Genomic DNA, 26,691 nt, shown 5'->3' on the forward strand with positions numbered 1-26,691 from the left:
GCCCTCAAGTACGGTGCAACTCCTGTGGGAGCCGGCTTGCCGGCGAATGGGCTGCACGGCAGCCCCTGTCAGGCGCGACGCGCTTGCCGTACCAGCCGTAACCCCGCCAGCACCACCACAAATACAGCAATGCTGGCGGTATACAGCACCAGCGCCGGGATGCCGAACACCAGCGCCAACACCGCCAGCCACCAACCGCTGCGCCCGCCAAGCACCTGCGCCAGCAACGCCAGCGCAAGCCCAGCCCAGGCCATCACCTGAAAGTGAATGCCCAGCCCCAGCATCGAGCGCACCTGGCACTGCCAGTGCTCACCCGGCACGGCGCACAGGCCGACCCACTGCGCATCTTCCATCAACCCGTAGCGCACGCCGTAACTTGCAGCCAGCCACAAGGCGAGAAACAGCAAGAGCAGCGCAGCCGGCAAGGTACGAGACATCCCGTTCTCCAATAGCAGTAATCGAAACGATCCATGATCGCCCAAGGCCCGTTGTAAGGCAAAATCACAATCTGCAGCTATGTTGCAGATAACAAGCACACCAAAGGCCACCGCACTTGGCAACTTTGCCAAGGCACTTGTGGTCCTAGCCTGCGTAGCGCAGTACCTTGCTCGCGTTCTTTCTGGGGGATTACATGCTTCGATATTGGCGCCTAGCCGCCCTTCTTGGCGGCCTGCTCATGGCTGTGGCCGCTTCTGCGCGCGACATCGACGCCGCAACCTACGGCTTCCCCTTGACCAACCCGTTCGAGGCGACGATCGCCACGACGCCGCCCGATCAGCGCCCGACGCTGCCCAGCGACGACGAGATCGACCAGAGCGACTACAGCCTCAATTTGCGCCCGGAGCGTGAATTCACCCTGCCCGACAACTTCTGGGCAGTGAAAAAGCTCAAGTACCGCCTGGCTCGCCAGGACCATGAAGCGCCGCTGATCTTCATCATCGCCGGCACCGGCGCGCCGTATTCGAGCACCATCAACGAATACCTGAAAAAACTGTTCTACCAGGCCGGTTACCATGTGGTTCAGCTGTCGTCGCCGACCAGCTACGACTTCATGAGCGCCGCCTCGCGCTTCGCCACCCCGGGCATCAGCCGGGAAGACGCCGAAGACATGTACCGGGTGATGCAAGCCGTACGTGCCCAGCACCCGCGCCTGCCGATCAGCGAGTACTACCTCACCGGCTACAGCCTGGGCGCGCTGGACGCGGCGTTCGTCAGCCACCTGGATGAAACCCGCCGCAGCTTCAACTTCAAGCGTGTGCTGCTGCTCAACCCGCCGGTCAACCTGTACACCTCGATCAACAACCTCGACAAACTGGTGCAGACCCAGGTCAAAGGCATCGACCGCAGCACCACGTTCTATGAGCTGATGCTGGAAAAGCTCACCCGCTATTTCCAGGACAAGGGCTACATCGACCTCAACGAGGCGCTGCTGTATGACTTCCAGCAGTCGCGCCAGCACCTGTCCAACGAACAGATGGCGATGCTGATCGGCACCTCGTTCCGCTTCTCGGCGGCCGACATCGCCTTCACGTCGGACCTGATCAACCGCCGTGGCCTGATCATCCCGCCGAAGTACCCGATCACCGAGGGCAGCAGCCTTACGCCGTTCTTCAAGCGTGCCCTGCAGTGCGACTTCGACTGTTACATGACCGAGCAGGTGATCCCGATGTGGCGCGCCCGCACCGACGGCAACAGCATCCTGCAACTGGTCAACCAGGTGAGCCTGTACGCGCTGGAGGACTACCTGCGCGACAGCCCGAAAATCGCCGTGATGCACAATGCCGATGATGTCATCCTCGGCCCTGGCGATATCGGCTTCCTGCGCAAGGTGTTCGGCGAGCGCCTGACCCTGTACCCCCATGGCGGCCATTGCGGCAACCTCAACTACCGCGTCAACAGCGACGCCATGCTGGAGTTCTTCCGTGGTTAACAAATTCCTCTTCGCCACCGCCCTGCTGGTTGCCGGCAATGCCCTGGCCGCGGAAACCGCGCCGCGCACCAGCGTGATCGAGTCCGATCCTCAAGTAACCGCCGAACCCTTGGCCCCCGAAGCCGACGGCTTCACCGACCCGCTGCGCGAGCTGAAATTCAACCCAGGCCTGGACCAGCGCGAATTCGAGCGCTCCACCCTGGCGGCGCTCAACATATACGACCCGCTGGAGTCGCTGAACCGGCGCATCTACCACTTCAACTACCGCCTGGACCAGTGGGTGCTGCTGCCGCTGGTGGATGGCTACCAGTACGTGACGCCCAGGTTCGTGCGTACCGGGGTGAGCAATTTCTTCAATAACCTGGGCGATGTGCCGAACCTGTTCAACAGCGTGCTGCAGCTCAAGGCCAAGCGTTCGGCAGAGATCACCGCACGGCTGATGTTCAATACCATCATCGGTGTGGGTGGGCTGTGGGACCCGGCGACCAAGATGGGCCTGCCGCGCCAGAGCGAGGATTTTGGCCAGACGTTGGGGTTCTATGGCGTGCCTGATGGGCCATACATCATGCTGCCGGTGCTTGGGCCGTCCAACCTGCGCGATACCACCGGGGTGGTGGTGGATTACGCTGGCGAACAGGCGATCAATTACCTGAACATGGCCGAGGTCAGCACCGATCATCCGGAAATCTTCCTGCTGCGCGCGGTGGACAAGCGCTACACCACCAAATTCCGCTACGGCCAGCTCAACTCGCCGTTCGAGTACGAGAAGGTTCGGTATGTGTACACCCAGTCGCGCAAGTTGCAGATTGCCGAGTAACGTGCTGCTTGCACAACCGCTGTAGGAGCGGCCTCGTGTCGCGAAAGGGCCGCACAGCGGCCCCAGGTTTTCAGCGGCGCTGCAACTATCGATGGGGCCGCTTTGCGGCCCTTTCGCGACACAAGGCCGCTCCTACGCGCCGCGTAGGTTCGATTACACCCCCAGAAACTGCTCCAGCTCCCGCCGCTTGGCCAGCGCATCCCGCCGCCCCAGCTCGATCAGCTCGCTGCAATAGCTGGCTTCGAACAGCAAGTAGCTCAACACCCCCGCCCCGCTGGTCCGCGTCGCTCCCGGCCCACGCAGGAACAAGCGCAGCGCCGCCGGCAGCTCGCGCCGATGCCGTGCGGCAATTTCGTCCAGCGGCTGGCTGGGCGCCACCACCAGCACCTCGATCGGCGCCAGGCCCAGGCGTCGCGCATCCAGGTGGGCCGGCAGCAGGCGGCTGAGGTGGTTCAAACGCTGCAACAGCTCGATATCGCCTTCCAGGCTGTCGATGAACGTGCTGTTGAGCATGTGCCCAGCGATCTGCGCCAGGCTTGGCTGATGGCCACTGAACACGCGCTGGGTCGGCAGCGGCGGCGCTGGCCGCTGCGGGTTGCCGCTGACGCCGACCACCAGCACGCGGCTGGCACCCAGGTGCAGGGCCGGGCTGATCGGCGCCGACTGGCGCACCGCGCCGTCGCCGTAATACTCGTCGCCGAGCCGCACCGGGGCGAACAGCAGCGGGATGGCCGAGCTGGCCAGCAGGTGGTCAACGGTCAAGGGCGTGGGCACACCAAGGCGGCGGTGGCGCAGCCAGGCGTCGATGGTGCCGCGGCCCTGGTAGAAGGTCACCGCCTGGCCAGACTCGTAGCCGAATGCGGTTACCGCCACCGCGCGCAGCTGCTCGCTGGCCAGGGCATGGGTAATGCCATCGAGGTCGATGTGCGACTGCAACAGGCCACGCAGCGGGCTGCTGTCGAGCAGGGCAACCGGTGCCTGGCCACCCAGCCCCAGCAGGTTGTGGCCGACAAAGCGGCTGGCCTGGCGGATTACACCGGGCCAGTCGCTGCGCAACACCAGGTGGCTGCCCAGGTTCTGCCAGAAGGCGGTGAGCCTTTGCACTGCCTCGCTGAAGCGCATTGCGCCACTGGCCAGGGTCACAGCATTGATGGCGCCGGCCGAGGTACCGACGATCACCGGGAAGGGGTTGGCTGCGCCGGCAGGCAGCAGCTCGGCGATGCCGGCCAGAACGCCGACCTGGTAGGCGGCGCGGGCGCCGCCGCCAGAGAGGATCAGGCCGGTAGTCGGGGGTGGGGCCATGTCTTGCTCCCTGGATCTCTTACCGCCAGTGCTGGCCGCATCGCCGGCAGGCCGGCGCCCACATGATCAGCGCTTTTTCTTGTCATACAGCCGCGGCGCACCTTCAGGCCGCGACTTGAAGCGCCGGTGCGCCCACAGGTACTGCTCCGGGCACTCGCGCAACACGCCTTCGATCCACTGGTTGATGCGCAGGCAATCGGCCTCTTCGCTTTCACCGGGGAAGCCTTCCAGCGGCGGGTGGATCACCAGGCGATAGCCACTGCCATCCTCCAGGCGCTTCTGGGTGAAGGGAATGACCTGCGCCTTGCCCAGGCGGGCGAACTTGGTGGTGGCGGTAACCGTCGCCGCCTGGATGCCGAACAACGGCACGAACAGGCTTTGCTTGGCGCCGTAGTCCTGGTCGGGCGCATACCAGATGGCGCGGCCGGCACGCAGCAGTTTGAGCATGCCGCGCACGTCTTCACGCTCCACCGCCAGCGAATCGAGGTTGTGGCGCTCACGGCCGCTGCGCTGGATGAAGTCGAACAGCGGGTTGCCATGCTCGCGGTACATGCCGTCGATGGTGTGCACCTGGCCCAGCAACGCGGCGCCGATCTCCAGGGTGGTGAAATGCACGGCCATGAGGATCGCGCCCTGCCCGGCCTGCTGCGCGGCTTGCAGGTGCTCGAGGCCCTCGATGTGCGCCAGGCGCGCCAGCCTGGCCTTGGGCCACCACCAGCTCATGGCCATTTCGAAGAAGGCGATGCCGGTGGAGGCGAAATTCGCCTTCAACAAACGGCGCCGTTCGTCGACGGACATCTCGGGGAAACACAGTTCCAGGTTGCGTGCAGCGATGCGTCGGCGCTCACCGGCCACCCGGTACATCAGCGCGCCCAGGGCAGCGCCAAGCCACAACAGGGCGCGGTAGGGCAACTGCACCACCAGCCACAGCAGGCCCAGGCCCAGCCACAGGCCCCAGAACCTGGGGTGAAGGAAATAGGGACGAAAACGCGGGCGTTCCATTGAAGCTTCCGGTAAGTCAAAGGCCGAGCATTCTACATCGGATCGGCGCCGGTTGCGGCCAACCGGTCTTATCGTTATAAGTCAGGGCACTTTTTCCGCAACAAGCCGTCTATGCAGACCATGAGCCCAAACCACACACCCGACACCGCCTCCGTGTTCCAGCTCAAGGGCAGCATGCTCGCCATCACTGTGCTGGAGCTGGGGCGCAACGACCTTGAAGCCCTCGACCGCCAGCTGGCGGCGAAAGTGGCCCAAGCCCCCAATTTTTTCAGCAACACACCGTTGGTGCTGGCGCTGGACAAGCTGCCGGCCGACGAAGGGGCGATCGACCTGCCCGGGCTGATGCGCATCTGCCGTCACCACGGCCTGCGAACCCTGGCGATCCGTGCCAACCGCATCGAGGACATCGCTGCCGCGATCGCCATCGACCTGCCGGTATTGCCGCCCTCCGGCGCCCGTGAGCGGCCGCTGGAGCCGGAGCCGGAAGTGAAAAAGCCCGAGCCGGCGCCGGCGCCCGCTGCAGAGCCGGAAATCCGCCCGACCCGGATCATCACTTCGCCTGTACGTGGCGGCCAGCAGATCTATGCTCAGGGTGGCGACCTGGTGGTCACAGGGTCTGTGAGCCCGGGTGCGGAACTTCTGGCCGATGGCAACATCCATGTGTACGGCGCCATGCGCGGCCGCGCCCTGGCCGGCATCAAAGGCAACACCAAGGCCCGTATCTTCTGCCAGCAGATGACCGCCGAAATGGTCTCCATCGCTGGCCAGTACAAGGTCTGCGAGGACCTGCGCCGCGACCCGCTGTGGGGCGGCGGCGTGCAAGTCAGCCTGTCCGGTGACGTGTTGAACATCACCCGTCTTTAACGGATACTTGCCGTCATTTTTAGAGCAACTTTTTTACCTGTTGCCGTTTTTTTGCATTTTGCTGGGACGCCTGTCCCGACTTATTTAGGGGTGAAACACCTTGGCCAAGATTCTCGTCGTTACTTCCGGCAAGGGGGGTGTGGGCAAGACCACCACCAGCGCCGCCATCGGCACCGGCCTCGCACTGCGCGGCCACAAGACGGTCATCGTCGACTTTGACGTGGGCCTGCGTAACCTCGACCTGATCATGGGCTGCGAGCGCCGCGTGGTTTACGACTTCGTCAACGTGGTCAACGGCGAAGCCAACCTGCAGCAGGCCCTGATCAAGGACAAGCGCCTTGAGAACCTGTACGTACTTGCCGCCAGCCAGACCCGCGACAAGGACGCACTGACCCAGGAAGGCGTCGAAAAGGTACTGATGGACCTCAAAGCACAGTTCGAGTACGTCATCTGCGACTCGCCGGCGGGTATCGAGAAAGGCGCGCACCTGGCCATGTACTTCGCCGACGAAGCCATCGTCGTGACCAACCCTGAAGTGTCTTCGGTACGTGACTCCGACCGTATGCTGGGCATCCTGTCGAGCAAGTCGCGCCGCTCTGAAAACGGCGAAGAGCCGATCAAGGAGCACCTGCTGATCACCCGTTACCACCCCGAGCGTGTCGTCAAGGGCGAAATGCTGAGCGTGGCCGACGTGGAAGAGATCCTGTCGATCAAGCTCAAGGGTGTGATCCCGGAGTCGCAGGCGGTACTCAAGGCGTCCAACCAAGGTATCCCGGTCATTCTCGATGATCAGAGCGATGCTGGCCAGGCCTACAGCGACGCGGTCGACCGCCTGCTGGGCAAAGAGAAGCCGATGCGCTTCATCGATGTACAGAAGAAGGGATTCTTCGAGCGCATTTTCGGGAGCAAATAAACCATGAACCTTTTTGACTTCTTTCGTGGCAGACAGAAACAGAGCAGCGCGTCGGTGGCGAAAGAGCGTCTACAGATCATCGTGGCGCATGAGCGCGGCCAGCGCAGCGAACCGGACTACCTGCCGGCCCTGCAAAAAGAGCTGCTCGAGGTGATCCGCAAGTATGTGAACATCGGCAGCGATGATGTGCACATCGAACTGGAAAACCAGGGCAGTTGCTCGATTCTGGAGCTGAACATCACCTTGCCCGATCGCTGATACAGCGAACGGGCTTGATCATTGGGGCTGCTTTGCAGCCCGTTCGCGACACAAGGCCGCTCCTACAGAGAGCGGCCTTGTGTCGCGAACGGGCCGCAACGCGGCCCCAATGGTTTTCCCCGATTTGACCGAGAACCCGCAATGCCGCTGTCGAACGTCCAGATCCTTCATGAAGACGCCGCCATCCTGGTGGTCAACAAGCCGACCCTGCTGCTGTCGGTGCCAGGCCGCGCCGATGACAACAAGGACTGCCTGATCACCCGCCTGCAGGAAAACGGCTACCCGGATGCGCTGATCGTCCACCGCCTGGACTGGGAAACCTCCGGCATCATCCTGCTGGCCCGCGATGCCGACAGCCACCGCGAGCTGTCGCGCCAGTTCCACGACCGCGAGACCGAGAAGGCCTACACCGCACTGTGCTGGGGCCAACCGGCGCTGGACAGCGGCAGCATCGATTTGCCCCTGCGCTACGACCCGCCCACCAAGCCCCGCCATGTGGTGGACCATGAGCAAGGCAAACACGCCCTGACCTTCTGGCGCATCCTCGAGCGTTGCGGCGACCACTGCCGGGTGGAGCTGACGCCGATCACCGGCCGTTCGCACCAGTTGCGCGTGCACATGCTGTCGATCGGGCACCCGCTGCTCGGTGACCGTTTGTATGCCAACCCCGAGGCGCTGGCGGCACATGAGCGGTTGTGCCTGCATGCGGCCATGTTGAGCTTCACCCACCCGGTTTCCGGTGAGCGGCTGAAGTTCGAGTGCCCTGCACCTTTTTAAGCTGCAAGCTTCAAGCGACAAGCTGCAAGAAAAGCCAGAACAGATCGCGTTGCAGCTTGCTCCGCGGCCTGCTCTTGCTTGAAGCTTGCAGCTTGCGGCTTGAAGCTCGAATTGGAGTGAGTTATGCGCGAAGCACTGAACACCGGCCTGATCGATTTTCTCAAGGCCTCCCCTACGCCCTTCCACGCCACCGCCAGCCTGGCCCTGCGCCTGGAGGCGGCCGGCTACCAGCGCCTGGACGAGCGTGACAGTTGGGCCACGGTGCCTGGCGGCCGCTACTACGTCACCCGCAACGATTCTTCGATCATCGCCATCAACCTGGGCAAGCAAGCGCCGCTGCTGGGTGGCATTCGCATGGTCGGTGCGCACACCGACAGCCCGTGCCTGCGGGTCAAGCCGCAGCCTGAGCTGCAGCGCCAAGGGTTCCTGCAGTTGGGTGTGGAAGTGTACGGCGGCGCCCTGCTGGCGCCGTGGTTCGACCGTGACCTGTCGCTGGCCGGCCGCGTGACCTTCCGGCGTGATGGCAAGGTCGAAAGCCAGCTGATCGACTTCAAGCTGCCGATCGCCATCATTCCCAACCTGGCGATCCACCTCAACCGCACTGCCAACGAAGGCTGGCAGATCAACCCGCAGAACGAACTGCCACCAATCCTGGCCCAGGTGGCCGGCGACGAGCGCATCGACTTCCGCGCCCTGCTCACCGAGCAGCTTGCCCGTGAACACCAGCTCAACGCCGACGTGGTGCTGGACTACGAGCTGAGCTTCTACGATACCCAGGACGCCGCACTGATCGGCCTGAACGGTGACTTCATCGCCGGGGCGCGCCTGGACAACCTGCTGTCGTGCTACGCCGGCCTGCAGGCGCTGCTGGCCGCTGACAGTGACGAAACCTGCGTGCTGGTGTGCAACGACCACGAAGAAGTCGGCAGCTGCTCGGCCTGCGGCGCCGACGGCCCGATGCTCGAGCAGACCCTGCAGCGCCTGCTGCCGGACGGCGACACTTACGTGCGGACCATCCAGCGCTCGCTCATGGTCTCGGCCGACAATGCCCACGGCGTGCACCCCAACTACGCCGACAAGCATGACGGCAACCACGGGCCCAAGCTCAATGCAGGGCCGGTGATCAAGGTCAACAACAACCAGCGCTACGCTACCAACAGCGAAACTGCCGGCTTCTTCCGCCACCTGTGCATGGCCGAAGAAGTGCCGGTGCAGAGCTTCGTGGTGCGCAGCGACATGGGCTGCGGCTCGACCATCGGCCCGATCACTGCCAGCCACCTGGGCGTGCGCACGGTCGATATCGGCCTGCCGACCTTTGCCATGCACTCGATACGTGAACTGTGCGGCAGCCAGGATCTGGCGCACCTGGTGAAGGTGTTGACCGCGTTCTACCGCAGCCGCGAACTGCCCTGACCGCCGGCAGTGCCCGCCCCTTCAGTGGGGGCGGGCGTTGCCGACTAAGGCGCGGGGTTCAGCAGCGCTTCGAGGTCGAGGCGGCCTTCAGGGGCCCAGTTCATGTATTGCCAGAGGGAGAAGCCTTCGGGGAGGCTGCCAGATTCGCTTTGCGCACGAGCTAAAAGACCGGCTACCCGTTCACGTTCATCGGCTGGAAAATTGAGGCGTTCGACGTCGGTCAAGTTATCCAGATACTCAAGATATCCCTTGAACACGGGTCTTAGGTCGCCTGTGTTATAGGCATGGTCGCTGAGACGTGTGAAGAAAATATTGTCCAATGCTGTTTTTGCTCTAGCTGCCGCATAACGTTCCACTTCGGTATAACTGTTTTCATCCTGCTCGATTGCCACTAGATGAGCGCGGTCCAACCCCCAAAACGGGTTTTCCTCAAACTGAGACTCCACCCCTGAGAGTTTTTCGATACCTACCAGATAATCCAGGGCTTGCCGGTGGCGTTCAGCCTGTTCAGGCGTGTAATTTTCTGGAGGCGGTTCATTCTTGAATTTTTCTTCTCCCCGTGTTCGATAGCTATAACTGATTCGATCCCCGAGCGACGGTGTTCCATAGATCCGTGCATGAAGTGCTCGAACCTCGTCCTTGTTTCTGGCGTCGTTAAGGGCCTCATCAGACAAACTCACCTTGCACCCTGGTTGTGCAGTACCCTCCTCCGACTTTGTGAGCGGTAGCAGAACGTTTTCCTGGCGTACGACAGGCGTGGCATTAACGCTGAAAATTTTCATGGGCGTTCCTCGGTGCTCATCGAGGGGCACCTTCACTGGCGCCCCGCGAGGTTCATTGAATAGTGAACCTCACCGTGTAGTGATAAGGCATTTGCAAATTGAATCAGCAAAGCTTGTAACTAAAAACACTCTGTTCTGGCGGGCATTCACTTCACCCATGACCGGCTGTGACGTACCTGACATGTGCTCATAGGTGTAACTGGCTGCGGCACTTGTTTTATTATCGACAATCACCGTTGCCAAGTTATTCTCGGCATGGGCAGTAATGCTCAACCCTGCCACCGCCAACAACGATAAACTGTTGCGTACTGATTTTGCACTCATCGTCGAACCTTCTAAAAATCCCCACACACCGTGGTGAATCTTATATCGGCCAAGGGATGCATTCCTGTGTAGGAAACTGGTCTGATAGATGCGTAGGAAATATGAACCTTTAACCCCACCGATTAAACATTATGTGATACAAGTCATTCCGCTTCGCCAGCTAGCCACTATGCTTAAAGCATCCCCCCCGCACGTGCAGAAGGATCGCCCGTCATGTCCCCTTTCCTGTCCCTGTTCGTCCCCGTGTTCGGTTTCCTGATGCTGCTGACCATCGGCTTCAGCCTGCGTGAGCGCGACGTCGGTGTGCTGATGATGTGGATCGGCACCTTGGGCATCTTCGGCCTCACCTGCTGGAAGATCCTGGAGAAACTCCCCACATAAACCTCTACACTCGGCCAATCGTTTGACCTGAGGTAGATTTCCCGGTGCCAGCCCTCCTGCGTTGCCTTGCCCTGCTGCTGTTTCTGTTCATCTCCCCGGTACAGGCCGCCGGCCTGCCTGGCCTGCTTGGCTCCAGTGCGCCGGCCCAGCCAGAAGCCACCGAGCCTTTGGGCAAATCGCTGGACGAGGTGATCAAGAACCTGGAGAACGACCAGCAACGCGCCAAGCTGCTGGCCGACCTGAAGAAGCTGCGCGATGCCACCAAGCAGTCGCAACCCACCGTAGAGCAGGGCGTGCTGGGCCTGATCGGCGGTGCGCTGCATGATTTCGAGAAGCAGTTCAGCGGCGACGCCAGCCCGTTCCAGCGGTGGGCGCTGGAAATCGACCAGGCCCAGGCGGAGCTGGCTGAACTGGTGGTGCCCGTGCACCAGTGGCCGGCGATCCTGTTCGGCTTTGCCGCGATCATCGCCGTGTGGAGCCTGCTGGCCTATGCATTCAACTGGATCGGCCACCGGGTGCGTGTGCGCTTCGGCCTGACCGAGGAGTTGCCACAGCACCCGCGCACCTGGGACCTGGTGCGCTTCGCTCTGCGCAAGCTGGGGCCGTGGCTGGTGGCGCTGGTGTTCACGGTGTACCTGAGCTTTGCCCTGCCCTCCTCGCTCGGCAAGTCCATGGCCATGGTGTTGGCCTATGCGCTGGTGGTAGGCACCTGCTTTTCGGCCATCTGCGTGATCGCCTTCTCGCTGCTCGACGGCCCGCACCGCCACCGCGCGCTGCACATCCTGCGCCACCAGGCATTTCGGCCGCTGTGGCTGATCGGCAGCTTCGCCGCCTTTGGCGAAGCGATGAGCGACCCGCGCCTGACCGTCGCCCTTGGTACACACCTGGCGCACGCCCTGGCCACCCTGGCCAATGTGATCGCCGCGCTGTGCACGGGGCTGTTCATCCTGCGCTTCCGCCGCCCGATCGCCCACCTGATCCGCAACCAGCCACTGTCGCGGCGCCTGACCCGGCGCACCCTGAGCGACACCATCGAAATCCTTGGCAGCTTCTGGTACATACCGGCGATGATCCTGGTGGCGATCTCGCTGTTCGCCACCTTCGTGTCGGCCGGCGACACCAGCACCGCGCTGCGCCAGTCACTGATGTGCACGGTGCTGGTGGTGGTGTGCATGGTGCTCAATGGCCTGGTGCGCCGCCACGCCGCCAACCCCAAGCGCGCCAACAAGCGGCAAGCGGTATACACAGAGCGCCTGCGCAACTTCGGTTATGTGCTGGTGCACCTGTTCATCTGGCTGGTGTTCATCGAGCTGGGGCTGCGCGTTTGGGGCCAGTCGATGATCAGCTTCGCCGAAGGTGAGGGGCATGAAGTCAGCCTGCGCCTGCTGGGCCTGGCCGGCACGCTGATTGTCGCCTGGCTGGTGTGGATACTGGCCGACACGGCCGTGCACCACGCCCTGGTGCGTTCACGCCGGGGCCTGGCCAACGCCCGCGCGCAAACCATGATGCCGCTGATCCGCAACGTGATGTTCGTGGTGATTTTCATCATTGCGCTGATCGTCGCCCTGGCCAACATGGGCATGAACGTCACGCCGCTGCTGGCCGGTGCCGGGGTGATCGGCCTGGCCATCGGTTTTGGCGCGCAGTCGCTGGTGGCCGACCTGATCACGGGCCTGTTCATCATCATCGAAGACTCCCTGGCCATCGACGACTATGTCGATGTGGGTGGCCACCTGGGCACCGTTGAAGGCCTGACCATCCGCACCGTGCGCCTGCGCGACATCGATGGCATCGTGCACACCATCCCGTTCAGCGAGATCAAGAGCATCAAGAACTACTCGCGCGAGTTCGGCTATGCGATCTTCCGTGTGGCCATCCCGCACAGCATGAACATCGACCAGGCCATCACGCTGATCCGCGAAGTGGGGCAGAAACTGCGCAACGATCCACTGATGCGCCGCAATATCTGGTCACCCCTTGAGCTGCAAGGGGTAGAAAGTTTCGAGTCTGGTTCGGCGATTCTGCGGGCACGCTTCAAGACCGCACCCATCAAGCAATGGGAAGTGTCGCGGGCGTTCAACCTGGCCTTGAAGCGCCAGCTGGATGCAGCCGGGCTGGACCTGGCGATGCCACGCTTGTCGGTACAGGTGGTGACGGCGGGTGGCGGCGCGATGGCAGAGGCCGGCGGGACCACCGATTAGGCCCATCGCCAGCAGCCGCTATCCGGCCTGGGCGCGGATGCGGATCGCATCATGGCGCCAATACTCAAGGTCACAGTCGATCAGGTGCCCATGCTGGTCACTGTTGACCCGGGTGATATGCAGCCCCGGGCTGCCGGTGGAAACCTTCAAGGCTGCGGCCGCAGCCACGGGTAACGCCGTGGGCAGGATTTCAAAGCACACCTGCCCGTAGCGGATGCCGTAGACCCGCCCATAAATCTCGGTCAGCGACTGCGCCAGGTCATGTTCGAGGATGTCGGGGAAGTAACGCGGGTTGAGGTAATGCTCGGCATACAGCACCGCCCGCCCATCGATACGCCGCAACCGGCAGATGCGTATCACGCTGGACAGCGCCGGCAGGTGCAGACGCGCGCAAATGGCCGCCGATGCCGGCTGCAACCGGGCCGAAAGCAGTTCGGTACTGGCCTCCCGCCCCTGGTCCCGCACCATCGCGTGAAAGTGGCTACGCTCGATCAGGTCGTAGGTCAGCCGCTCGGGGGCAACGAACCAGCCGCGCCGCTCTTCGCGGTAGATCAGCCCTTGGGCTTCCAGCTGCACCAGCGCCTCGCGCAGGGTGATACGCGTGGTATCGAACACCTCGCTGAGTTTGCGCTCGGCCGGCAGCTTGCCGCCCGGCGCCAGCAGGCCGTGCTCGATCTGCTCCTGCAAGGCATGGCAGATGGCTGTTACCGCACGCGGTGGCGTCGACTGCATCAAGGGTTACCTATCTGGACTAGTCCAGCCCCAGAACAGGGCACTTGGAGAATAGTGCAAGCCTAGGCAGGGCTGATGAACATGCTGTGACAAAGCAGCTGTACACACTTCATCAGAGCACTGCCAGATTCGGGCCAGGCCTTGGGAATCGGGGCTTGCGATCTGGTCTACGCTGTATTCGCAGGAGATGGCAGCACCTGCTTCAACCCTTCCCTTACATCAAATTGTCACGCAACCGGCCTACCTTGGCGCAAGGTTTGCTGACCTAGACCAAAGGTTCGCCAAGCAAGGCTTCACTCATAACAACGATCGCGCAAGGCACCCACCCAAAGGAGCTTCGGATGAAAAAGTTGTTCATGGCGTCACTGCTCGGCTCGGCCATGGCCCTGTGTACCTCGGCCATGGCCGCCGGCACCGACCTCAAGGCCCTGGAAGACGCTGCCCGCAAAGAAGGCACGATCAACAGCGTGGGCATGCCCGATGCCTGGGCCAACTGGAAAGGTACCTGGGAAGACCTGGCCAGCAAGTACGGCCTCAAGCACACCGACACCGACATGAGCTCGGCCCAAGAAATCGCCAAGTTCGATGCCGAGAAGGACAACGCCAGCGCCGATATCGGTGACGTCGGTGCCGCCTTCGGCCCGATTGCCGTGGCCAAGGGCGTGAGCCAGCCGTACAAACCGAGCACCTGGGACCAGGTACCGGGCTGGGCCAAGGACAAGGATGGTCACTGGGCGCTGGCCTATACCGGTACCATCGCCTTCATCATCAACAAGGACCTGGTGAAGGAAGAGGAACGCCCTAAAACCTGGCACGACCTGGAAAAAGGCAAGTACAAGGTCGCCATCGGCGATGTCAGTACTGCCGCCCAGGCCGCCAACGGCGTGCTGGCCGCAGCCATCGCCTACAAGGGCGATGAGAGCAACGTCGCCCCGGGCCTTCAGCTGTTCACCAAGCTGGCCCAGCAGAAGCGCCTGTCGCTGGCCAACCCGACCATACAGACCCTGGAGAAAGGCGAGGTCGAAGTGGGCGTGGTGTGGGACTTCAACGGCCTGAGCTACCGCGACCAGATCGACCCGAAACGCTTCGAAGTGCTGATCCCCTCGGACGGGTCGGTCATCTCCGGCTACACCACCATCATCAACAAGTACGCCAAAAACCCCAATGCAGCCAAGCTTGCGCGTGAGTACATCTTCAGCGATGCCGGGCAGATCAACCTGGCCAAGGGGCATGCCCGGCCGATCCGCGCCGAGCACCTGAAACTGCCCGCGGACGTGCAGGCCAAGCTGCTGCCTAACGAGCAGTACGGCGCTGCGCAGCCGATCAAGAAACCCGAAGTGTGGGAAGCGACCTCGAAAAAGCTGCCGCAGATGTGGCAGGAGCAAGTCATCATCGAGATGGAATGAAGAAGCTTCAAGCTGCAAGCTGCAAGCTACAAGTGCAAGCAGGTGATCGACATGCCGGCTCGTTCTTGCAGCTTGTAGCTTGAAGCTTGCAGCTCCACTGGGAGCCACCATGCAACACAATGTCATCCTGGTCCTGCTCGACGGCCTCAACCACCAGGTGGCCCATCACGCCATGGGCCACCTGCACGCTTACGTCGAAGCCGACCGTGCCGCGCTGTACCGCGTGGAATGCGAGCTGCCGTCGCTGTCCCGGCCGCTGTACGAGTGCATCCTCACCGGCGTGGCGCCGATCGACAGCGGCATCGTGCACAACAACGTCAACCGCCTGTCCAACCAGCGCAGCGTGTTCCACTACGCCCGCGAGGCCAACCTGGGCACTGCGGCGGCGGCTTATCACTGGATGAGCGAGCTGTACAACCGCTCGCCCTTCGACCCGCAGCGCGACCGCCATACCCACGCGCCGAAGCTGCCGATCCAGCATGGCCTGTTCTATTGGGACGACCGCTACCCCGACTCGCACCTGCTGGCCGACGCCGAGTACCTGCGCCGCCGCCATGCGCCGAACTTTTTGCTGGTGCACCCGATGAGCATCGACGACACCGGCCACCGCCACGGCCTGGACAGCAGCCAGTACCGCAACGCTGCGCGCAGCGCCGACATCCTCTTGGCCGACTACCTGCCGCACTGGCTCGAAGAGGGCTACCAGGTACTGGTCACCGCCGACCACGGCATGAACAACGACCGCTCGCACAACGGCCTGCTGGCCGAAGAGCGCGAAGTGCCGCTGTTCGTGTTTGGCGACGCCTTCAGCCTCGACCCGGCCGCCAAGCCGCTGCAAACCGAGCTGTGTGGCACCATCTGCGAGTTGCTGGGCGTTGCCCACGACAAGACCGTCTGCCGGGAGCTGCTCAAGTGAATGCCGGCGCCCGCGGGCGCTACCTGGCCCTGCTCTGCCTGCTGCCGTTCGCTGTGTTCTTCGTCATCTTCCAGATCGCCCCGCTGGCCTGGGTGGCCATCAACAGCGTGCAGTCGGAAGCGGGCTGGGGGCTGGCCAACTTCAGCAAGGTGTTCGCCTCGAAGTTCTACCTGCAGGCACTGCAACGCAGCCTGGAAATCAGCTTCTGGTCGAGCCTGTTCGGCATCATCATCGCCACCCTCGGTGCTTACTCGCTGCGCCAGGTGGATTCGCGCCTGCGCGACTTCGTCAGCGCTTTCGCCAACATGACCAGCAATTTCGCCGGCGTGCCGCTGGCCTTCGCGTTCATCATCCTGCTTGGTTTCAACGGGGCGCTGACCCTGCTGCTCAAGCAGGTTGGCCTGCTGGAAGACTTCAGCATCTACTCCAAAAGCGGCCTGATCCTGGTCTACACCTACTTCCAGATCCCCCTGGGCGTATTGCTGCTCTACCCGGCCTTCGATGCCCTGCGCGAAGACTGGCGCGAATCGGCCGCGTTGCTGGGCGCCAGCCACTGGCAATACTGGCGGCACATCGGCCTGCCAGTGCTGACCCCGGCCCTGCTCGGTACCTTCGTCATTCTGCTGGCCAATGCCCTGGGCGCGTATGCCACGGTGTATGCGCTGACCACCGGCAACTTCAACGTGCTGCCAATCCGCATCGCCGGCCTGGTGGCCGGTGACATCAGCCTGGACCCCAACCTGGCCAGCGCGCTGGCCATGGTGCTGGTGGGCTTGATGACGGTGGTCACGGTCGTCCATCAATGGCTGCTGAAACGGAGCTACCATGCACGCTAACCGCTCAACCAGGCCCAGCGCCGGCAGCCTCTACCACCGCGCTGTGGTGTACCTGCTGTTTCTCATTCTGCTGCTACCACTGGCCGGCACCCTGCTCTACTCGCTGGCCACCAGCTGGTCAGCCAGCCTGCTGCCCAGCGGCCTGACCTTCAAGTGGTACGTGGCGCTGTGGGGCGAGCCGCGCTTTCTGGCGGCCTTCGGCCAGTCGCTGCTGGTGTGTGTGGGCGCGCTGCTGCTGTCGGTGGTGCTGATCCTGCCACTGCTGTTCGTGGTGCACTACCACTTCCCCAGGCTCGACGCACTGATGAACATCCTCATCCTGCTACCGTTCGCGGTACCGCCGGTGGTGTCCTCGGTGGGCCTGCTGCAGCTGTACGGCAGCGGGCCGATGGCCATGGTCGGCACGCCGTGGATCCTGATCGGCTGCTACTTCACCATCGCCCTGCCGTTCATGTACCGGGCGATCACCAACAACTTGCAGGCGATCAACCTGCGCGACCTGATGGACGCCGCCCAACTGCTCGGCGCCAGCACCTGGCAGGCGGCGTTCCTGGTGGTGCTGCCCAACCTGCGCAAAGGCCTGATGGTGGCGCTGCTGCTGTCGTTCTCGTTCCTGTTCGGCGAATTCGTGTTCGCCAACCTGCTGGTCGGCACGCGCTACGAGACCCTGCAGGTGTACCTGAACAACATGCGCAACAGCAGCGGCCACTTCAACAGCGCGCTGGTGATCTCGTACTTCGCCTTCGTGCTGGTACTGACCTGGGTCGCCAACCGCCTGAACAAGGACAAGACCTGACATGAGCTTCGTCAGCGTACAGAAACTGCACAAACGCTATGGCGGCACCCCGGTGTTCGAAAACATCGACTGCCAGATCGAACGCGGCGAGTTCGTCACCCTGCTCGGCCCTTCCGGCTGCGGCAAGTCCACCTTGCTGCGCTGCATCGCCGGGCTGACCCCGGTGGACAGCGGGCAGATCCTGCTCGACGGCCAGGACATCGTGCCGCTGAGCCCGCAAAAGCGCGGCATCGGCATGGTATTCCAGAGCTATGCGCTGTTCCCCAACATGACCGTGGAGCAGAATGTCGCCTTTGGCCTGCGCATGCAGAAGGTCAAGGCCAGTGACACTCAGGTACGTGTGCGCGAGGCGCTGGAACTGGTGGAACTGGGCAGTTTTGCCGGGCGCTACCCGCACCAGCTGTCCGGTGGCCAGTGCCAGCGGGTGGCCCTGGCCCGCTCGCTGGTCACCCGGCCACGCCTGCTGCTGCTCGACGAGCCGCTGTCGGCGCTGGATGCGCGTATTCGCAAGCACCTGCGCGAGCAGATCCGCGCCATCCAGCGCGAACTGGGGCTGACCACCATCTTCGTTACCCATGACCAGGAAGAGGCGCTGACGATGTCTGATCGCATCTTCCTGATGAACCAGGGGCGCATCGTGCAGAGCGGCGACGCCGAAACCCTGTACACGGCCCCGGTGGACCTGTTTGCCGCCGGCTTCATCGGCAACTACAACCTGCTCGACCCGGACAGTGCCAGCCGCCTGCTGCAACGCCCGGTAGCCAGCCGCCTGGCGATTCGCCCCGAGTCGATCACCTTGAGCCGCGATGGCGAACTGGACGGCGAAGTGCGCAGCCACAGCCTGCTGGGCAATGTGATCCGCTACCGGGTACGGGTTCGTGACGTGGAGCTGGTGGTGGATGTGCTCAATCGCTCATCGGCCGACCTGCACGCGGACGGCCAGCGGGTATCCTTGTCGATCGACCCCACGGCGCTACGGGAAGTGGCCTAAGGAGATTCAACGCATGGCACTGGCAATTTTCGATCTGGACGAAACCCTGATCCATGGCGACTGCGCGTCGCTGTGGAGCGAGCAAATGGCGCGGCTGGGCTGGGTCGACGGCAAGGAGTTCCTGCGCCGCGACCATGCCCTGATGGAGGCCTACGGCAAAGGCCACCTGCAGATGGAAGAGTACATGGCCTTCAGCCTGGAGCCGATTGCCGGGCGTACGCTGGAAGAGGTCGAGCACCTGGTGGAACCATGGGTGGAGGATGTCATCGAGCCGATCATTTTCGGTGATGCCTGCCGCTGCATCGCCGAGCATCGCAAGCGTGGCGACCGCATCCTGATCATTTCCGCCTCGGGCACTCACCTGGTCGGGCCGATTGCGGCGCGGTTAGGGGTGGACGAGTACCTGGCAATCGAGCTGGAGGCTGTGAACGGGGTGTATACCGGGAGGACTCATGGGGTGCTGACTTACCGTGAGGGCAAGATCACCCGCTTACTGGAGTGGCTGGACCAGGAGCAGGAGAACCTGGAGGGGGCGAGCTTCTATTCCGATTCGCGCAACGACCTGCCGTTGTTGCTGAAGGTGGATCATCCGCATGTGGTGAACCCGGATGCGGTGTTGCGCGAGCATGCCGAGAAGAATGGCTGGCCGATACTGAGCTGGTCTTGAGGGCCATGGGGGCGCTTTGCGCCCCTTTCGCGACACAAGGCCGCTCCTACGGTAGGAGCGGCCTTGTGTTGCGATGGGCTGCAAGGCAGCCCCGGCAATCTCACGCCAGGCTAGCGTCGATCACCATCACCAGCTTGCCCGACACCTGATTGCTCTCAAGCTCGGCATACGCTGCCTGGGCGAATTCGACGGGGTAGGTGTCCACCAGCTGTGGCGACAAGCGCTTTTCGGTGAACAGCGGCCACACCTGCTGCTGCAGCTCACGCAGCAGCTCGGCCTTGAACCCGTCATCACGGTTGCGCAAGGTGGAACCGGTGATTTCCAGGCGCTTGCCCAGCACCTGCGCCAGGTCCAGTTCAACCATGCGCCCGCCCATCAGGCCGATGATCACCCAGCGCCCATCGCGTGCCAGCAACTTGAGGTTGAGCTGCCCGTAACTGGCACCCACCGGGTCGAGAATCACGTCGAACGGGCCCATGCCCTCCAGCGCTTCCAGGTTTTCGTTGCGCACCACTCCGCCCGTCGCGCCCAGGGCCTGGCAGTACGCCAGGCGGTCCTGCGAGCCAACGCTGACGTACACCGGGTTGCCGAACGCCTTGCACAACTGAATGGCTGCGGAGCCGACACCGCTGGCACCGGCGTGTACCAGTACCTTCTCGCCGGCCTTCACCGCACCGAGCTGGAAAATGTTCAACCACGCGGTGGCGTAGACCTCGGGCAGCGCTGCTGCCTCGTGCAGGCTCAGGCCCTCGGGCACCGGCAGCACATGGCGGGCATCGACCACCACTTCCTCGGCCATGGCCCCGCTGGCCAGCAGCGCGCACACCCGGTCGCCTACCCGCCAGTCGGCGCCTGGCCCCACTTCTTCCACTACCCCGGCGCATTCCAGGCCCATGTACGGGCTGGCACCGGGTGGTGGCGGATAAAGGCCCTTCATCTGCAACAGATCGGCCCGGTTCAGGCCCGCCGCAGCCACGCGGATGCGTACCTGGCCGGCATCCAGGGCCGGGCGCTCGGCCTCGACCCACTCCACATGTCCGTCTTCGCCTTGCAATGCCTTCACAGTGCCTCCATAGTTGATTGACATGACTGAGCCTGGGGTATCCACGCCCCTGGCTTTTTGCAGTATTTGTCCGGCTCCATGGAACCGGCAACGGAAAAGACGGCCTACTATGCGTGATCAATTGCCTCCACGTCGAATCAGCATGAAGCATTTCCTCCCAAGCACCGCCCTGGCCCTGATGATCGGCCTGGGCAGCCTCACGCTCGGCGGCAATGCGGCGGCCGCCAACAAATGGGACAGCCTGCAGCCGGACCGTGACGAAATCGTCGCCAGCCTCAACGTGGTTGAGTTGCTCAAACGCCACCATTACAGCAAGCCGCCGCTCGATGACGCCCGCTCGGTGATCATCTACGACAGCTATATCAAGCTGCTCGACCCTGCGCGCAGCTACTTCACTGCGGCCGACATCGCCGAGTTCGACAAGTGGAAGAGGCAGTTCGACGACTTCCTCAAAAGCGGCAACCTCGACCCGGGCTTCACCATCTACAAGCGCTACCTGGACCGCGTCAAGCAACGCCTGGACTTCGCCCTGGCCGAGCTGAACAAGGGCGTCGACAAGATGGACTTCACCGCCAAGGAAACCTTGCTGATCGACCGCAAGGACGCCCCGTGGCTGAAGAACCAGGCCGAGCTGGACGACCTGTGGCGCAAGCGCGTCAAGGACGAGGTGCTGCGCCAGAAGATCGCCGGCAAAGAGCCCAAGCAGATCCAGGAAACCCTGACCAAGCGTTACAAGAACCAGCTGTCGCGCCTGGACCAGACCCGTGCCGAAGACATCTTCCAGGCCTACATCAATACCTTCGCCCAGTCCTACGACCCGCACACCAACTACCTGTCGCCGGACAACGCCGAAAACTTCGACATCAACATGAGCCTGTCGCTCGAAGGCATCGGCGCGGTGCTGCAGAGCGACAATGACCAGGTCAAGATCGTGCGCCTGGTACCTGCCGGCCCTGCGGCCAAGACCAAGCAGGTGGCCCCGGCCGACAAGATCATCGGCGTCGCCCAGGGCAACAAGGAAATGGTCGACGTGGTCGGCTGGCGCCTGGACGAAGTGGTCAAGCTGATCCGTGGCCCGAAAGGCTCGGTTGTGCGCCTGGAAATCATCCCGGCCAGCAATGCCCCGAGCGACCAGACCAGCAAAGTGGTGTCGATCACCCGCGAGGCGGTCAAGCTTGAAGAGCAGGCGGCCAAGAAGTCGGTGCTCAAGCTCAAGCAGGCTGGCCGTGACTACAAGCTGGGCATCATTGAAATCCCGGCCTTCTACCTGGACTTCAAGGCTTACCGAGCCGGGGACCCGGAGTACAAGAGCACCACGCGCGACGTGAAAAAGCTGCTCACCGAACTGCAAAAGGAAAAAGTCGACGGCGTGGTCATCGACCTGCGCAACAACGGCGGCGGTTCCCTGCAAGAAGCCACCGAGCTGACCAGCCTGTTCATCGAGAAAGGCCCCACGGTGCTGGTTCGCAACAGCGATGGCCGGGTTGACGTGCTAGAAGACGAAAACCCAGGCGCCTTCTACAAAGGCCCCTTGGTGCTGCTGGTCAACCGCCTCTCGGCCTCGGCCTCGGAAATCTTCGCCGGCGCCATGCAGGATTACCACCGCGCCCTGATCATAGGCGGCCAGACCTTCGGCAAAGGCACCGTACAGACCATCCAGCCGCTCAACCATGGCGAGCTGAAACTGACCCTGGCCAAGTTCTACCGGGTGTCCGGGCAGAGCACCCAGCATCAGGGCGTGCTGCCAGACATCGACTACCCGTCGATCATCGACACCAAGGAAATCGGTGAAAGCGCCCTGCCCGAGGCCATGCCGTGGGACACCATCCGCCCGGTGGTCAAGCCGGCGGCCGACCCGTTCAAGCCCTTCCTGGCGCAGCTCAAGGCCCAGCATGAAGCGCGCAGCGACAAGGACGCGGAGTTCACCTATATCCGTGACCGCCTGGCACTGACCCAGAAGCTGATGAACGAGAAGACCGTCAGCCTCAACGAGCAGGACCGCCGTGCCCGCCACGATGAGATCGAGGCCAAACAGCTGGCGCTGGAAAACATCCGCCGCAAGGCCAAGGGTGAAGAGCCGCTGAAGGAACTGAAGAAAGAGGACGAGGACGCCCTGCCGACCGAGGATGAAAACACCAAGCCCGAAGACGACGCTTACCTGTCCGAGACCGGTCGCATCCTGATCGACTACCTGAGTGCCAGCACCAAGGTGGCCAAGCAGTAATCAGTCAGCGCTGATGTGAAACACAAGGGGCCGGGCACGTAAGTGCCCGGCCCCTTGTGTTTTCGAAGTGTGGCGTTGGTGGAAGCTTGGCGGGGCAGGTCTATCGGCCTGTCAGGCAATCTCCGGGTAGGCGTACTCGAATACCCGCACAACTTCCGAAGCATGCCACGACGCTGCCTCCATGCCGTCGACCGGCCCGGAGAAGCGCCCAAGGCGCTCCACACATTCGAAGAAGCCGGTACGCGGCAGGCGGCTGGCGCCCTGGCTGATCACCAGCGAGCTGCGCAGCGGCTGCTCGGCACGGGCATCGAGCACCGCCAGGTATTCAAGCGCTGCAGTCAGCGTCTGCATGGCCGGGCTGGGCAATTGCAAACGCTCGATCAGCGCGCGGTAAGTCAGCAAATGCCGTTGACGGCGGGCCAGGTCAAGCTCATCCAGCAAGCTTTGCCAATGCTGACGGCTGATCCTGACCTGGCTCATGACGGCTCGCTCCAGCCCGCCACACCCAAGTGCCAGGCCAGGGCACGGCGGATCGCCGCATCCGGCTGGCGTTCACCCGACTCGATCATCGCCAGGTAGGCTGGGCTTACCCCCACATTTCGCGCCAATTGTTCTGGCGCAATGCCTTTGGCCTCACGCAGCTGCGCCACTTCGCTGAAGGCGGGCAAACTGGCGCTTGCCGCACTGTGATCGCTGGTTTCGCCAACCGCCTCGGCAGGCGCCTGGCCGGCCGCCTTGAGCAACGCCTGATACTGCTCCCAGGGAACGACTGCGTACTCGGGCTGACCGTCCCGGCTAATGACCTGAATACCCATTACAACCCCCTTACGTAGGATTACCGCATGTAATCCGTAGGCATAACCCTTATGCCAATTATATTACCAAGCCCGGGGGTCTGTGGGGATCTGCTCGATTTCAGTGCGTTTTACGCTCCAGGCGCAAAGCTTCAGGGGTGTCGGGCAAGCGCTCGACCACGCGCAGTCGCTCGGGTGCCTGGCTGTCGCGCCAGGCCTTGAAACGCGCCAGCTCATCGGAGACGGTCTTCAGCACCCAGCCGAGCACGGCGATATCATCGAGAAAGCCTACGCCCAGCAGCCAGTCGGGGATGGCATCGATGGGGCTGACGAAGTACAGCAGGCCGGCGACGATGGTCACCAGTGCCTTGGGGCTGATCGCCCGGTACTCGCCACGCCACCAGGCAAGGCACAGCGACTGCAACAGCTTGATGTCTTCACGCAACTGGCCCAGGCGTGGCCCTTTGCGGGCCACGGCGAACAGCAAAGCCGGCAAGCGGCCACGGCTAAGCAGGCGCTCGGCCAAGGGCAGGAAGCGGGCGAAATTCCAGGGTGCGCTCATGTAGCCTCCAGCAGGGAGAGGTTATCCACATTTATTGTGGATAACCTTGTGAACAGGGCGAAGTTTCTGACGGCAGGTGCCTGTAAAGCAAGGGCCCCGGTCAGATCGGGCGTTTTTTACACAGTCGTTTCAGAACCGCAAACGATTTGCGTCAGAAGCCTCCTGCTTCTTCACACTGCCCTTTCTCGGACAATCTCCTGGCCACGAGGTTCGGCCCAATGCCTGATGCACAAACGACAACGCCCCGGCGAGCGGGGCGTTGTGCACTACCAGCCAGTATTACTTGGCAGGTGCTTCAGCCGGAGCTTCGGCAGGTGCCTGAGCTTCAGGCGCGTCGCCCTGCAGCTGGGCCGGGTCTTTGATGGCGATCAGTTCCAGGTCGAACACCAGGACCGAGTTGGCCGGGATCAGCGGGCTTGGGCTCTGTGCGCCATAGGCCAGCTCAGCCGGGATGAACAGTTTGTACTTCTCGCCAACGTGCATCAGTTGCAGGCCTTCGACCCAGCCTGGGATGACACCGCTGACCGGCAGGTCGATCGGGCTGCCACGCTCTACCGAGCTGTCGAACACCTTGCCATCGATCAGCTTGCCTTCGTAGTGGACAGTGACCACATCGGTCGGCTTGGGCTGCGGGCCGTCGGCCTTCTTGACCACTTCGTACTGCAGGCCCGAGGCGGTGGTGACCACACCTGGCTTCTTGGCATTTTCTTCGAGGAACTTCTTGCCGGCGGAGGCGGCTTCTTCGCTGGCCTTGGCCAGACGCTCCTCGGCGCGCTTCTGCAGCGAGGTGAAGGCTTCTACCAGCTCTTCGTCCTTGATGCGCTGTTCTTTCTTGCCTACGGCGTCTTCGATGCCGAGGGCGACGGCTTTGGAATCAAGGTCTTCCATGCCTTCCTGAGCCAGGCTCTTGCCCATGTTCAGGCCGATACCGTAGGAGGCTTTCTGTGCCGGAGTTTTCAGCTCGGGGCTGCTGGCCTGTTGATCACAGCCAGCCAGTACCAGGCCTACCAGGGCAACCGCAGCCGCCAAACGATGCTGTTTCATGCTATTTCCTTGTTCATGCGCCATGTGGGCAATCAGGGTAAAGCCGCGAGCTTATCAGGCGGCCATTACCAATGGCTACCGGCATAAGAGCGGGTTTCATGGAGTAAGTTCACTCGACAACGCGCTTGCACACAACCTTACGGGCGTTTGGCCAGTATTGACCATATGCACAGCGGGCGCCCCTGCAAAACTGGCTCTTCCAGCGACCAGCCCCGCCCTGGCATTTCTGCCAGTAGCGCCGGATTCGAGCCTGGCCTCCAATGGCCCTGCAACGCATCCAGCCGCATCTGAGTGAGCCGCGATGGCTGATAACGGCGTGAAGCCTTGATGCCCAGCGGTCACTCATCACCAAGGAAAAGTCATGAACACTTCACGAAAGCCTGCCCGCTCAACCCGCGTGCCCCCAACCTTGGCCCAAGCATCCATGCAGTTGCCACAAGCTCCCATCGATGGTGCTTATGGCATCGATGGGATTGCCTACATCCTTGAAAAAAGCGCCGGGTCTCGTGCCGACAGCACTGCAATCATCAACAGCATGGTCACCGATGGACGCAGTTATGTAATCGGTGAAAGCTTCAACCCGAACACTGAGGACGCCAGGGTCTTTGTGGCTAGCCTGAAACAAAACGGAAAGCTGGATGGCAGCTTCAATGGCGATGGAATTTTCGATTTCAACAAGACCGCAAGCGCAGCCTATGAGGCACCCGAGAGCATCGCAGAAGATGATGCAGGTAATTTACTGATCGTTGTCCCGGTGCAGGGGGAGTCAGCCAGTCACCTTTGGAAACTGAATGCCGAAGGGCAACCGGATCTGACGTTTGGTGAGGGCAAGGGGTACGTTGCTACCCATGCATTGGTCAAGGAGGAACTGCTGCTGGAGCACCTGGCTTTGGCGAAAGACCATATTTTCGTCACAGGCTTGCGTCGCGGCCCACAGAAATTCGAACCGGTGGTGATCGGGCTGGACCGTGACGGCGCATTGCGCTTGGATTTTGGCGCTGATGGCATCCTCGATGTCAGCAAGCTGATTCCCGATACCCACTCACACATCATCGACGGCATTGCCAGTTTCACCCCCCCCTCAGGTTCGCAGCACCTTGTATTGGCCTTGTATCTGATGCAGGGGGAAGACGCGTATGGCGTCACCACAGCCTTGACCACCGACGGGAAAGTGGACAATGCCTTTGGCAACAATGGCCAGCACTGGTCCGCGCCATGGATCATCAATAACGGTTTTTCCGTAGACCCCGTCGCGGAACGAATCACTTTCTACGGGGAACTGTACGACCTCGATGAAGATATCAGCCACCCGACTGTTTACCGAATCGACTATTCGGGCATGCCGGCCAGAGAGTTCAACGGCGGCGAAGCGCTGGTGTTTGACCAACCGGGCGGTTGGTATGCGGGAGTAGAGACAGGCGATGGCCTGGTCGGCTACGGTAGTTTCTACACTTATACGCTTGCCTTTAGCTTGACCTCGGATGGCACGTTTGACACCCGCTTCGTCCCTCCCTTCGGTTATGGCCAGGTCGGCGCTCAAGTGCCAGAGGACGGCTTCTATGCATCGGGATCGACGGTCACGCTCGATCCAGGCAACAAGCGCTTGTTGATCAATGGCCGTGACGAAGAGGCGCGAGGTTCCACTGTTCCTTGTGTGGTCGCGGTGTCTTTGCGAACCGCTTGATAACAGTTGGGA

General features: G+C 62.4%; 28 protein-coding genes. 17 read left to right on the forward strand and 11 right to left on the reverse strand.

The window, feature by feature from the left end; genetic code table 11:
• Window positions 1-68: 68 nt before the first annotated feature.
• Window positions 69-437: a hypothetical protein gene (locus tag NGJ21_RS05975; RefSeq protein WP_251961944.1), complete on the reverse strand. Its 369-nt coding sequence runs from the start codon at window positions 435-437 to the stop codon at window positions 69-71.
• A gap of 194 nt (window positions 438-631) precedes the next feature.
• Between NGJ21_RS05975 and mlaY the strand changes: the two genes are divergently transcribed.
• A complete protein-coding gene (gene mlaY, locus NGJ21_RS05980) occupies window positions 632-1,930 on the forward strand; it encodes a lipid asymmetry maintenance lipase MlaY (RefSeq protein ID WP_039603299.1) in 1,299 nt (432 codons plus the stop codon).
• A complete protein-coding gene (locus NGJ21_RS05985; RefSeq protein WP_115272951.1) occupies window positions 1,923-2,747 on the forward strand; it encodes an MlaA family lipoprotein in 825 nt (274 codons plus the stop codon). The genes mlaY and NGJ21_RS05985 overlap by 8 nt, the downstream gene beginning before the upstream one ends.
• 153 nt (window positions 2,748-2,900) lie before the next feature.
• Here NGJ21_RS05985 and NGJ21_RS05990 read toward each other — a convergent pair whose 3' ends face one another.
• Both NGJ21_RS05990 and NGJ21_RS05995 read right to left on the reverse strand, forming a co-directional pair.
• Window positions 2,901-4,049 (reverse strand): patatin-like phospholipase family protein, encoded by a 1,149-nt coding sequence (locus NGJ21_RS05990; protein WP_174142141.1) that lies wholly within the window; start codon window positions 4,047-4,049, stop codon window positions 2,901-2,903.
• Between the two features lie 66 nt (window positions 4,050-4,115).
• A complete protein-coding gene (locus NGJ21_RS05995) occupies window positions 4,116-5,051 on the reverse strand; it encodes a lipid A biosynthesis lauroyl acyltransferase (protein ID WP_039603104.1) in 936 nt (311 codons plus the stop codon).
• A gap of 111 nt (window positions 5,052-5,162) precedes the next feature.
• On the opposite strand from NGJ21_RS05995, the gene minC reads away from it, so the two are divergent.
• The 5 genes from minC (at window position 5,163) to NGJ21_RS06020 (ending at window position 9,276) form a co-directional block, all read left to right on the forward strand.
• Complete coding sequence (gene minC, locus NGJ21_RS06000; protein WP_046787408.1) at window positions 5,163-5,915, forward strand: septum site-determining protein MinC; 753 nt, start codon at window positions 5,163-5,165, stop codon at window positions 5,913-5,915.
• A gap of 100 nt (window positions 5,916-6,015) precedes the next feature.
• The gene (gene minD / locus NGJ21_RS06005; protein WP_115272953.1) at window positions 6,016-6,828 is read left to right on the forward strand and encodes a septum site-determining protein MinD; all 813 of its coding nucleotides are present in this window, start codon (window positions 6,016-6,018) and stop codon (window positions 6,826-6,828) included.
• Window positions 6,829-6,831: 3 nt separating this feature from the next.
• Window positions 6,832-7,086: a cell division topological specificity factor MinE gene (gene minE / locus NGJ21_RS06010; RefSeq protein WP_043206650.1), complete on the forward strand. Its 255-nt coding sequence runs from the start codon at window positions 6,832-6,834 to the stop codon at window positions 7,084-7,086.
• A 141-nt stretch (window positions 7,087-7,227) separates the two neighbouring features.
• Window positions 7,228-7,863, forward strand: a complete 636-nt coding sequence (locus tag NGJ21_RS06015; protein WP_012313196.1) for an RluA family pseudouridine synthase — start codon at window positions 7,228-7,230, stop codon at window positions 7,861-7,863.
• Between the two features lie 123 nt (window positions 7,864-7,986).
• Window positions 7,987-9,276, forward strand: coding sequence for a M18 family aminopeptidase (locus NGJ21_RS06020; protein ID WP_039603106.1), 1,290 nt, complete (start codon window positions 7,987-7,989; stop codon window positions 9,274-9,276).
• A 44-nt stretch (window positions 9,277-9,320) separates the two neighbouring features.
• Here the strand turns inward: NGJ21_RS06020 and NGJ21_RS06025 are convergent, their stop codons facing one another.
• Both NGJ21_RS06025 and NGJ21_RS06030 read right to left on the reverse strand, forming a co-directional pair.
• On the reverse strand, window positions 9,321-10,058 hold the full coding sequence (locus NGJ21_RS06025) for a hypothetical protein (RefSeq protein WP_251961945.1): 738 nt from the start codon (window positions 10,056-10,058) through the stop codon (window positions 9,321-9,323).
• Between the two features lie 69 nt (window positions 10,059-10,127).
• The gene (locus tag NGJ21_RS06030; protein ID WP_251961946.1) at window positions 10,128-10,382 is read right to left on the reverse strand and encodes a hypothetical protein; all 255 of its coding nucleotides are present in this window, start codon (window positions 10,380-10,382) and stop codon (window positions 10,128-10,130) included.
• Window positions 10,383-10,595: 213 nt separating this feature from the next.
• Here NGJ21_RS06030 and NGJ21_RS06035 point away from each other — a divergent pair, with 213 nt between their 5' ends.
• Both NGJ21_RS06035 and NGJ21_RS06040 read left to right on the forward strand, forming a co-directional pair.
• Complete coding sequence (locus tag NGJ21_RS06035) at window positions 10,596-10,763, forward strand: hypothetical protein (protein ID WP_012313193.1); 168 nt, start codon at window positions 10,596-10,598, stop codon at window positions 10,761-10,763.
• Window positions 10,764-10,807: 44 nt separating this feature from the next.
• On the forward strand, window positions 10,808-12,964 hold the full coding sequence (locus NGJ21_RS06040) for a mechanosensitive ion channel family protein (RefSeq protein WP_125924314.1): 2,157 nt from the start codon (window positions 10,808-10,810) through the stop codon (window positions 12,962-12,964).
• An 18-nt stretch (window positions 12,965-12,982) separates the two neighbouring features.
• Here NGJ21_RS06040 and NGJ21_RS06045 read toward each other — a convergent pair whose 3' ends face one another.
• Window positions 12,983-13,696 carry a UTRA domain-containing protein gene (locus NGJ21_RS06045; RefSeq protein WP_251961947.1) on the reverse strand — a complete coding sequence of 238 codons (714 nt, stop codon included), beginning with the start codon at window positions 13,694-13,696 and terminating at the stop codon, window positions 12,983-12,985.
• Window positions 13,697-14,037: 341 nt separating this feature from the next.
• On the opposite strand from NGJ21_RS06045, the gene NGJ21_RS06050 reads away from it, so the two are divergent.
• The 6 genes from NGJ21_RS06050 (at window position 14,038) to NGJ21_RS06075 (ending at window position 19,308) form a co-directional block, all read left to right on the forward strand.
• Window positions 14,038-15,102 carry an ABC transporter substrate-binding protein gene (locus NGJ21_RS06050; protein WP_046787412.1) on the forward strand — a complete coding sequence of 355 codons (1,065 nt, stop codon included), beginning with the start codon at window positions 14,038-14,040 and terminating at the stop codon, window positions 15,100-15,102.
• Window positions 15,103-15,211: 109 nt separating this feature from the next.
• Window positions 15,212-16,018: an alkaline phosphatase family protein gene (locus NGJ21_RS06055; protein WP_046787413.1), complete on the forward strand. Its 807-nt coding sequence runs from the start codon at window positions 15,212-15,214 to the stop codon at window positions 16,016-16,018.
• Window positions 16,015-16,854 (forward strand): ABC transporter permease, encoded by an 840-nt coding sequence (locus NGJ21_RS06060; protein ID WP_039602573.1) that lies wholly within the window; start codon window positions 16,015-16,017, stop codon window positions 16,852-16,854. The genes NGJ21_RS06055 and NGJ21_RS06060 overlap by 4 nt, the downstream gene beginning before the upstream one ends.
• Window positions 16,844-17,650: an ABC transporter permease gene (locus tag NGJ21_RS06065; RefSeq protein WP_046787414.1), complete on the forward strand. Its 807-nt coding sequence runs from the start codon at window positions 16,844-16,846 to the stop codon at window positions 17,648-17,650. Before NGJ21_RS06060 ends, NGJ21_RS06065 begins: the two co-directional genes overlap by 11 nt.
• A gap of 1 nt (window position 17,651) precedes the next feature.
• On the forward strand, window positions 17,652-18,641 hold the full coding sequence (locus tag NGJ21_RS06070) for an ABC transporter ATP-binding protein (protein WP_119688425.1): 990 nt from the start codon (window positions 17,652-17,654) through the stop codon (window positions 18,639-18,641).
• Window positions 18,642-18,654: 13 nt separating this feature from the next.
• Complete coding sequence (locus tag NGJ21_RS06075) at window positions 18,655-19,308, forward strand: HAD family hydrolase (RefSeq protein ID WP_204920136.1); 654 nt, start codon at window positions 18,655-18,657, stop codon at window positions 19,306-19,308.
• Between the two features lie 100 nt (window positions 19,309-19,408).
• On the opposite strand, the gene NGJ21_RS06080 is transcribed toward NGJ21_RS06075, so the two are convergent.
• Entirely contained in the window at window positions 19,409-20,371 is a 963-nt protein-coding gene (locus NGJ21_RS06080) for an NAD(P)H-quinone oxidoreductase (protein ID WP_204920134.1), read from the reverse strand.
• 142 nt (window positions 20,372-20,513) lie between these two features.
• Between NGJ21_RS06080 and NGJ21_RS06085 the strand changes: the two genes are divergently transcribed.
• Window positions 20,514-22,595 (forward strand): carboxy terminal-processing peptidase, encoded by a 2,082-nt coding sequence (locus tag NGJ21_RS06085; protein ID WP_012313183.1) that lies wholly within the window; start codon window positions 20,514-20,516, stop codon window positions 22,593-22,595.
• A gap of 111 nt (window positions 22,596-22,706) precedes the next feature.
• Here NGJ21_RS06085 and NGJ21_RS06090 read toward each other — a convergent pair whose 3' ends face one another.
• From NGJ21_RS06090 to bamJ, 4 genes are all read right to left on the reverse strand, one after another.
• A complete protein-coding gene (locus NGJ21_RS06090) occupies window positions 22,707-23,075 on the reverse strand; it encodes a hypothetical protein (RefSeq protein WP_012313182.1) in 369 nt (122 codons plus the stop codon).
• Window positions 23,072-23,410 carry a helix-turn-helix domain-containing protein gene (locus tag NGJ21_RS06095; RefSeq protein ID WP_046787417.1) on the reverse strand — a complete coding sequence of 113 codons (339 nt, stop codon included), beginning with the start codon at window positions 23,408-23,410 and terminating at the stop codon, window positions 23,072-23,074. Before NGJ21_RS06095 ends, NGJ21_RS06090 begins: the two co-directional genes overlap by 4 nt.
• A gap of 100 nt (window positions 23,411-23,510) precedes the next feature.
• Complete coding sequence (locus NGJ21_RS06100) at window positions 23,511-23,951, reverse strand: YkvA family protein (RefSeq protein ID WP_012313180.1); 441 nt, start codon at window positions 23,949-23,951, stop codon at window positions 23,511-23,513.
• Between the two features lie 279 nt (window positions 23,952-24,230).
• Window positions 24,231-24,995, reverse strand: a complete 765-nt coding sequence (bamJ, locus tag NGJ21_RS06105; protein ID WP_012313179.1) for a BamJ family beta-barrel-assembly machinery protein — start codon at window positions 24,993-24,995, stop codon at window positions 24,231-24,233.
• Window positions 24,996-25,356: 361 nt separating this feature from the next.
• On the opposite strand from bamJ, the gene NGJ21_RS06110 reads away from it, so the two are divergent.
• Window positions 25,357-26,679, forward strand: coding sequence for a hypothetical protein (locus NGJ21_RS06110; protein WP_251961948.1), 1,323 nt, complete (start codon window positions 25,357-25,359; stop codon window positions 26,677-26,679).
• Window positions 26,680-26,691: the final 12 nt, after the last annotated feature.

It is taken from the genome of Pseudomonas sp. Marseille-Q5299 (genome assembly GCF_943737035.1).
Classification (GTDB): Bacteria; Pseudomonadota; Gammaproteobacteria; order Pseudomonadales; family Pseudomonadaceae; genus Aquipseudomonas; species Aquipseudomonas putida_E.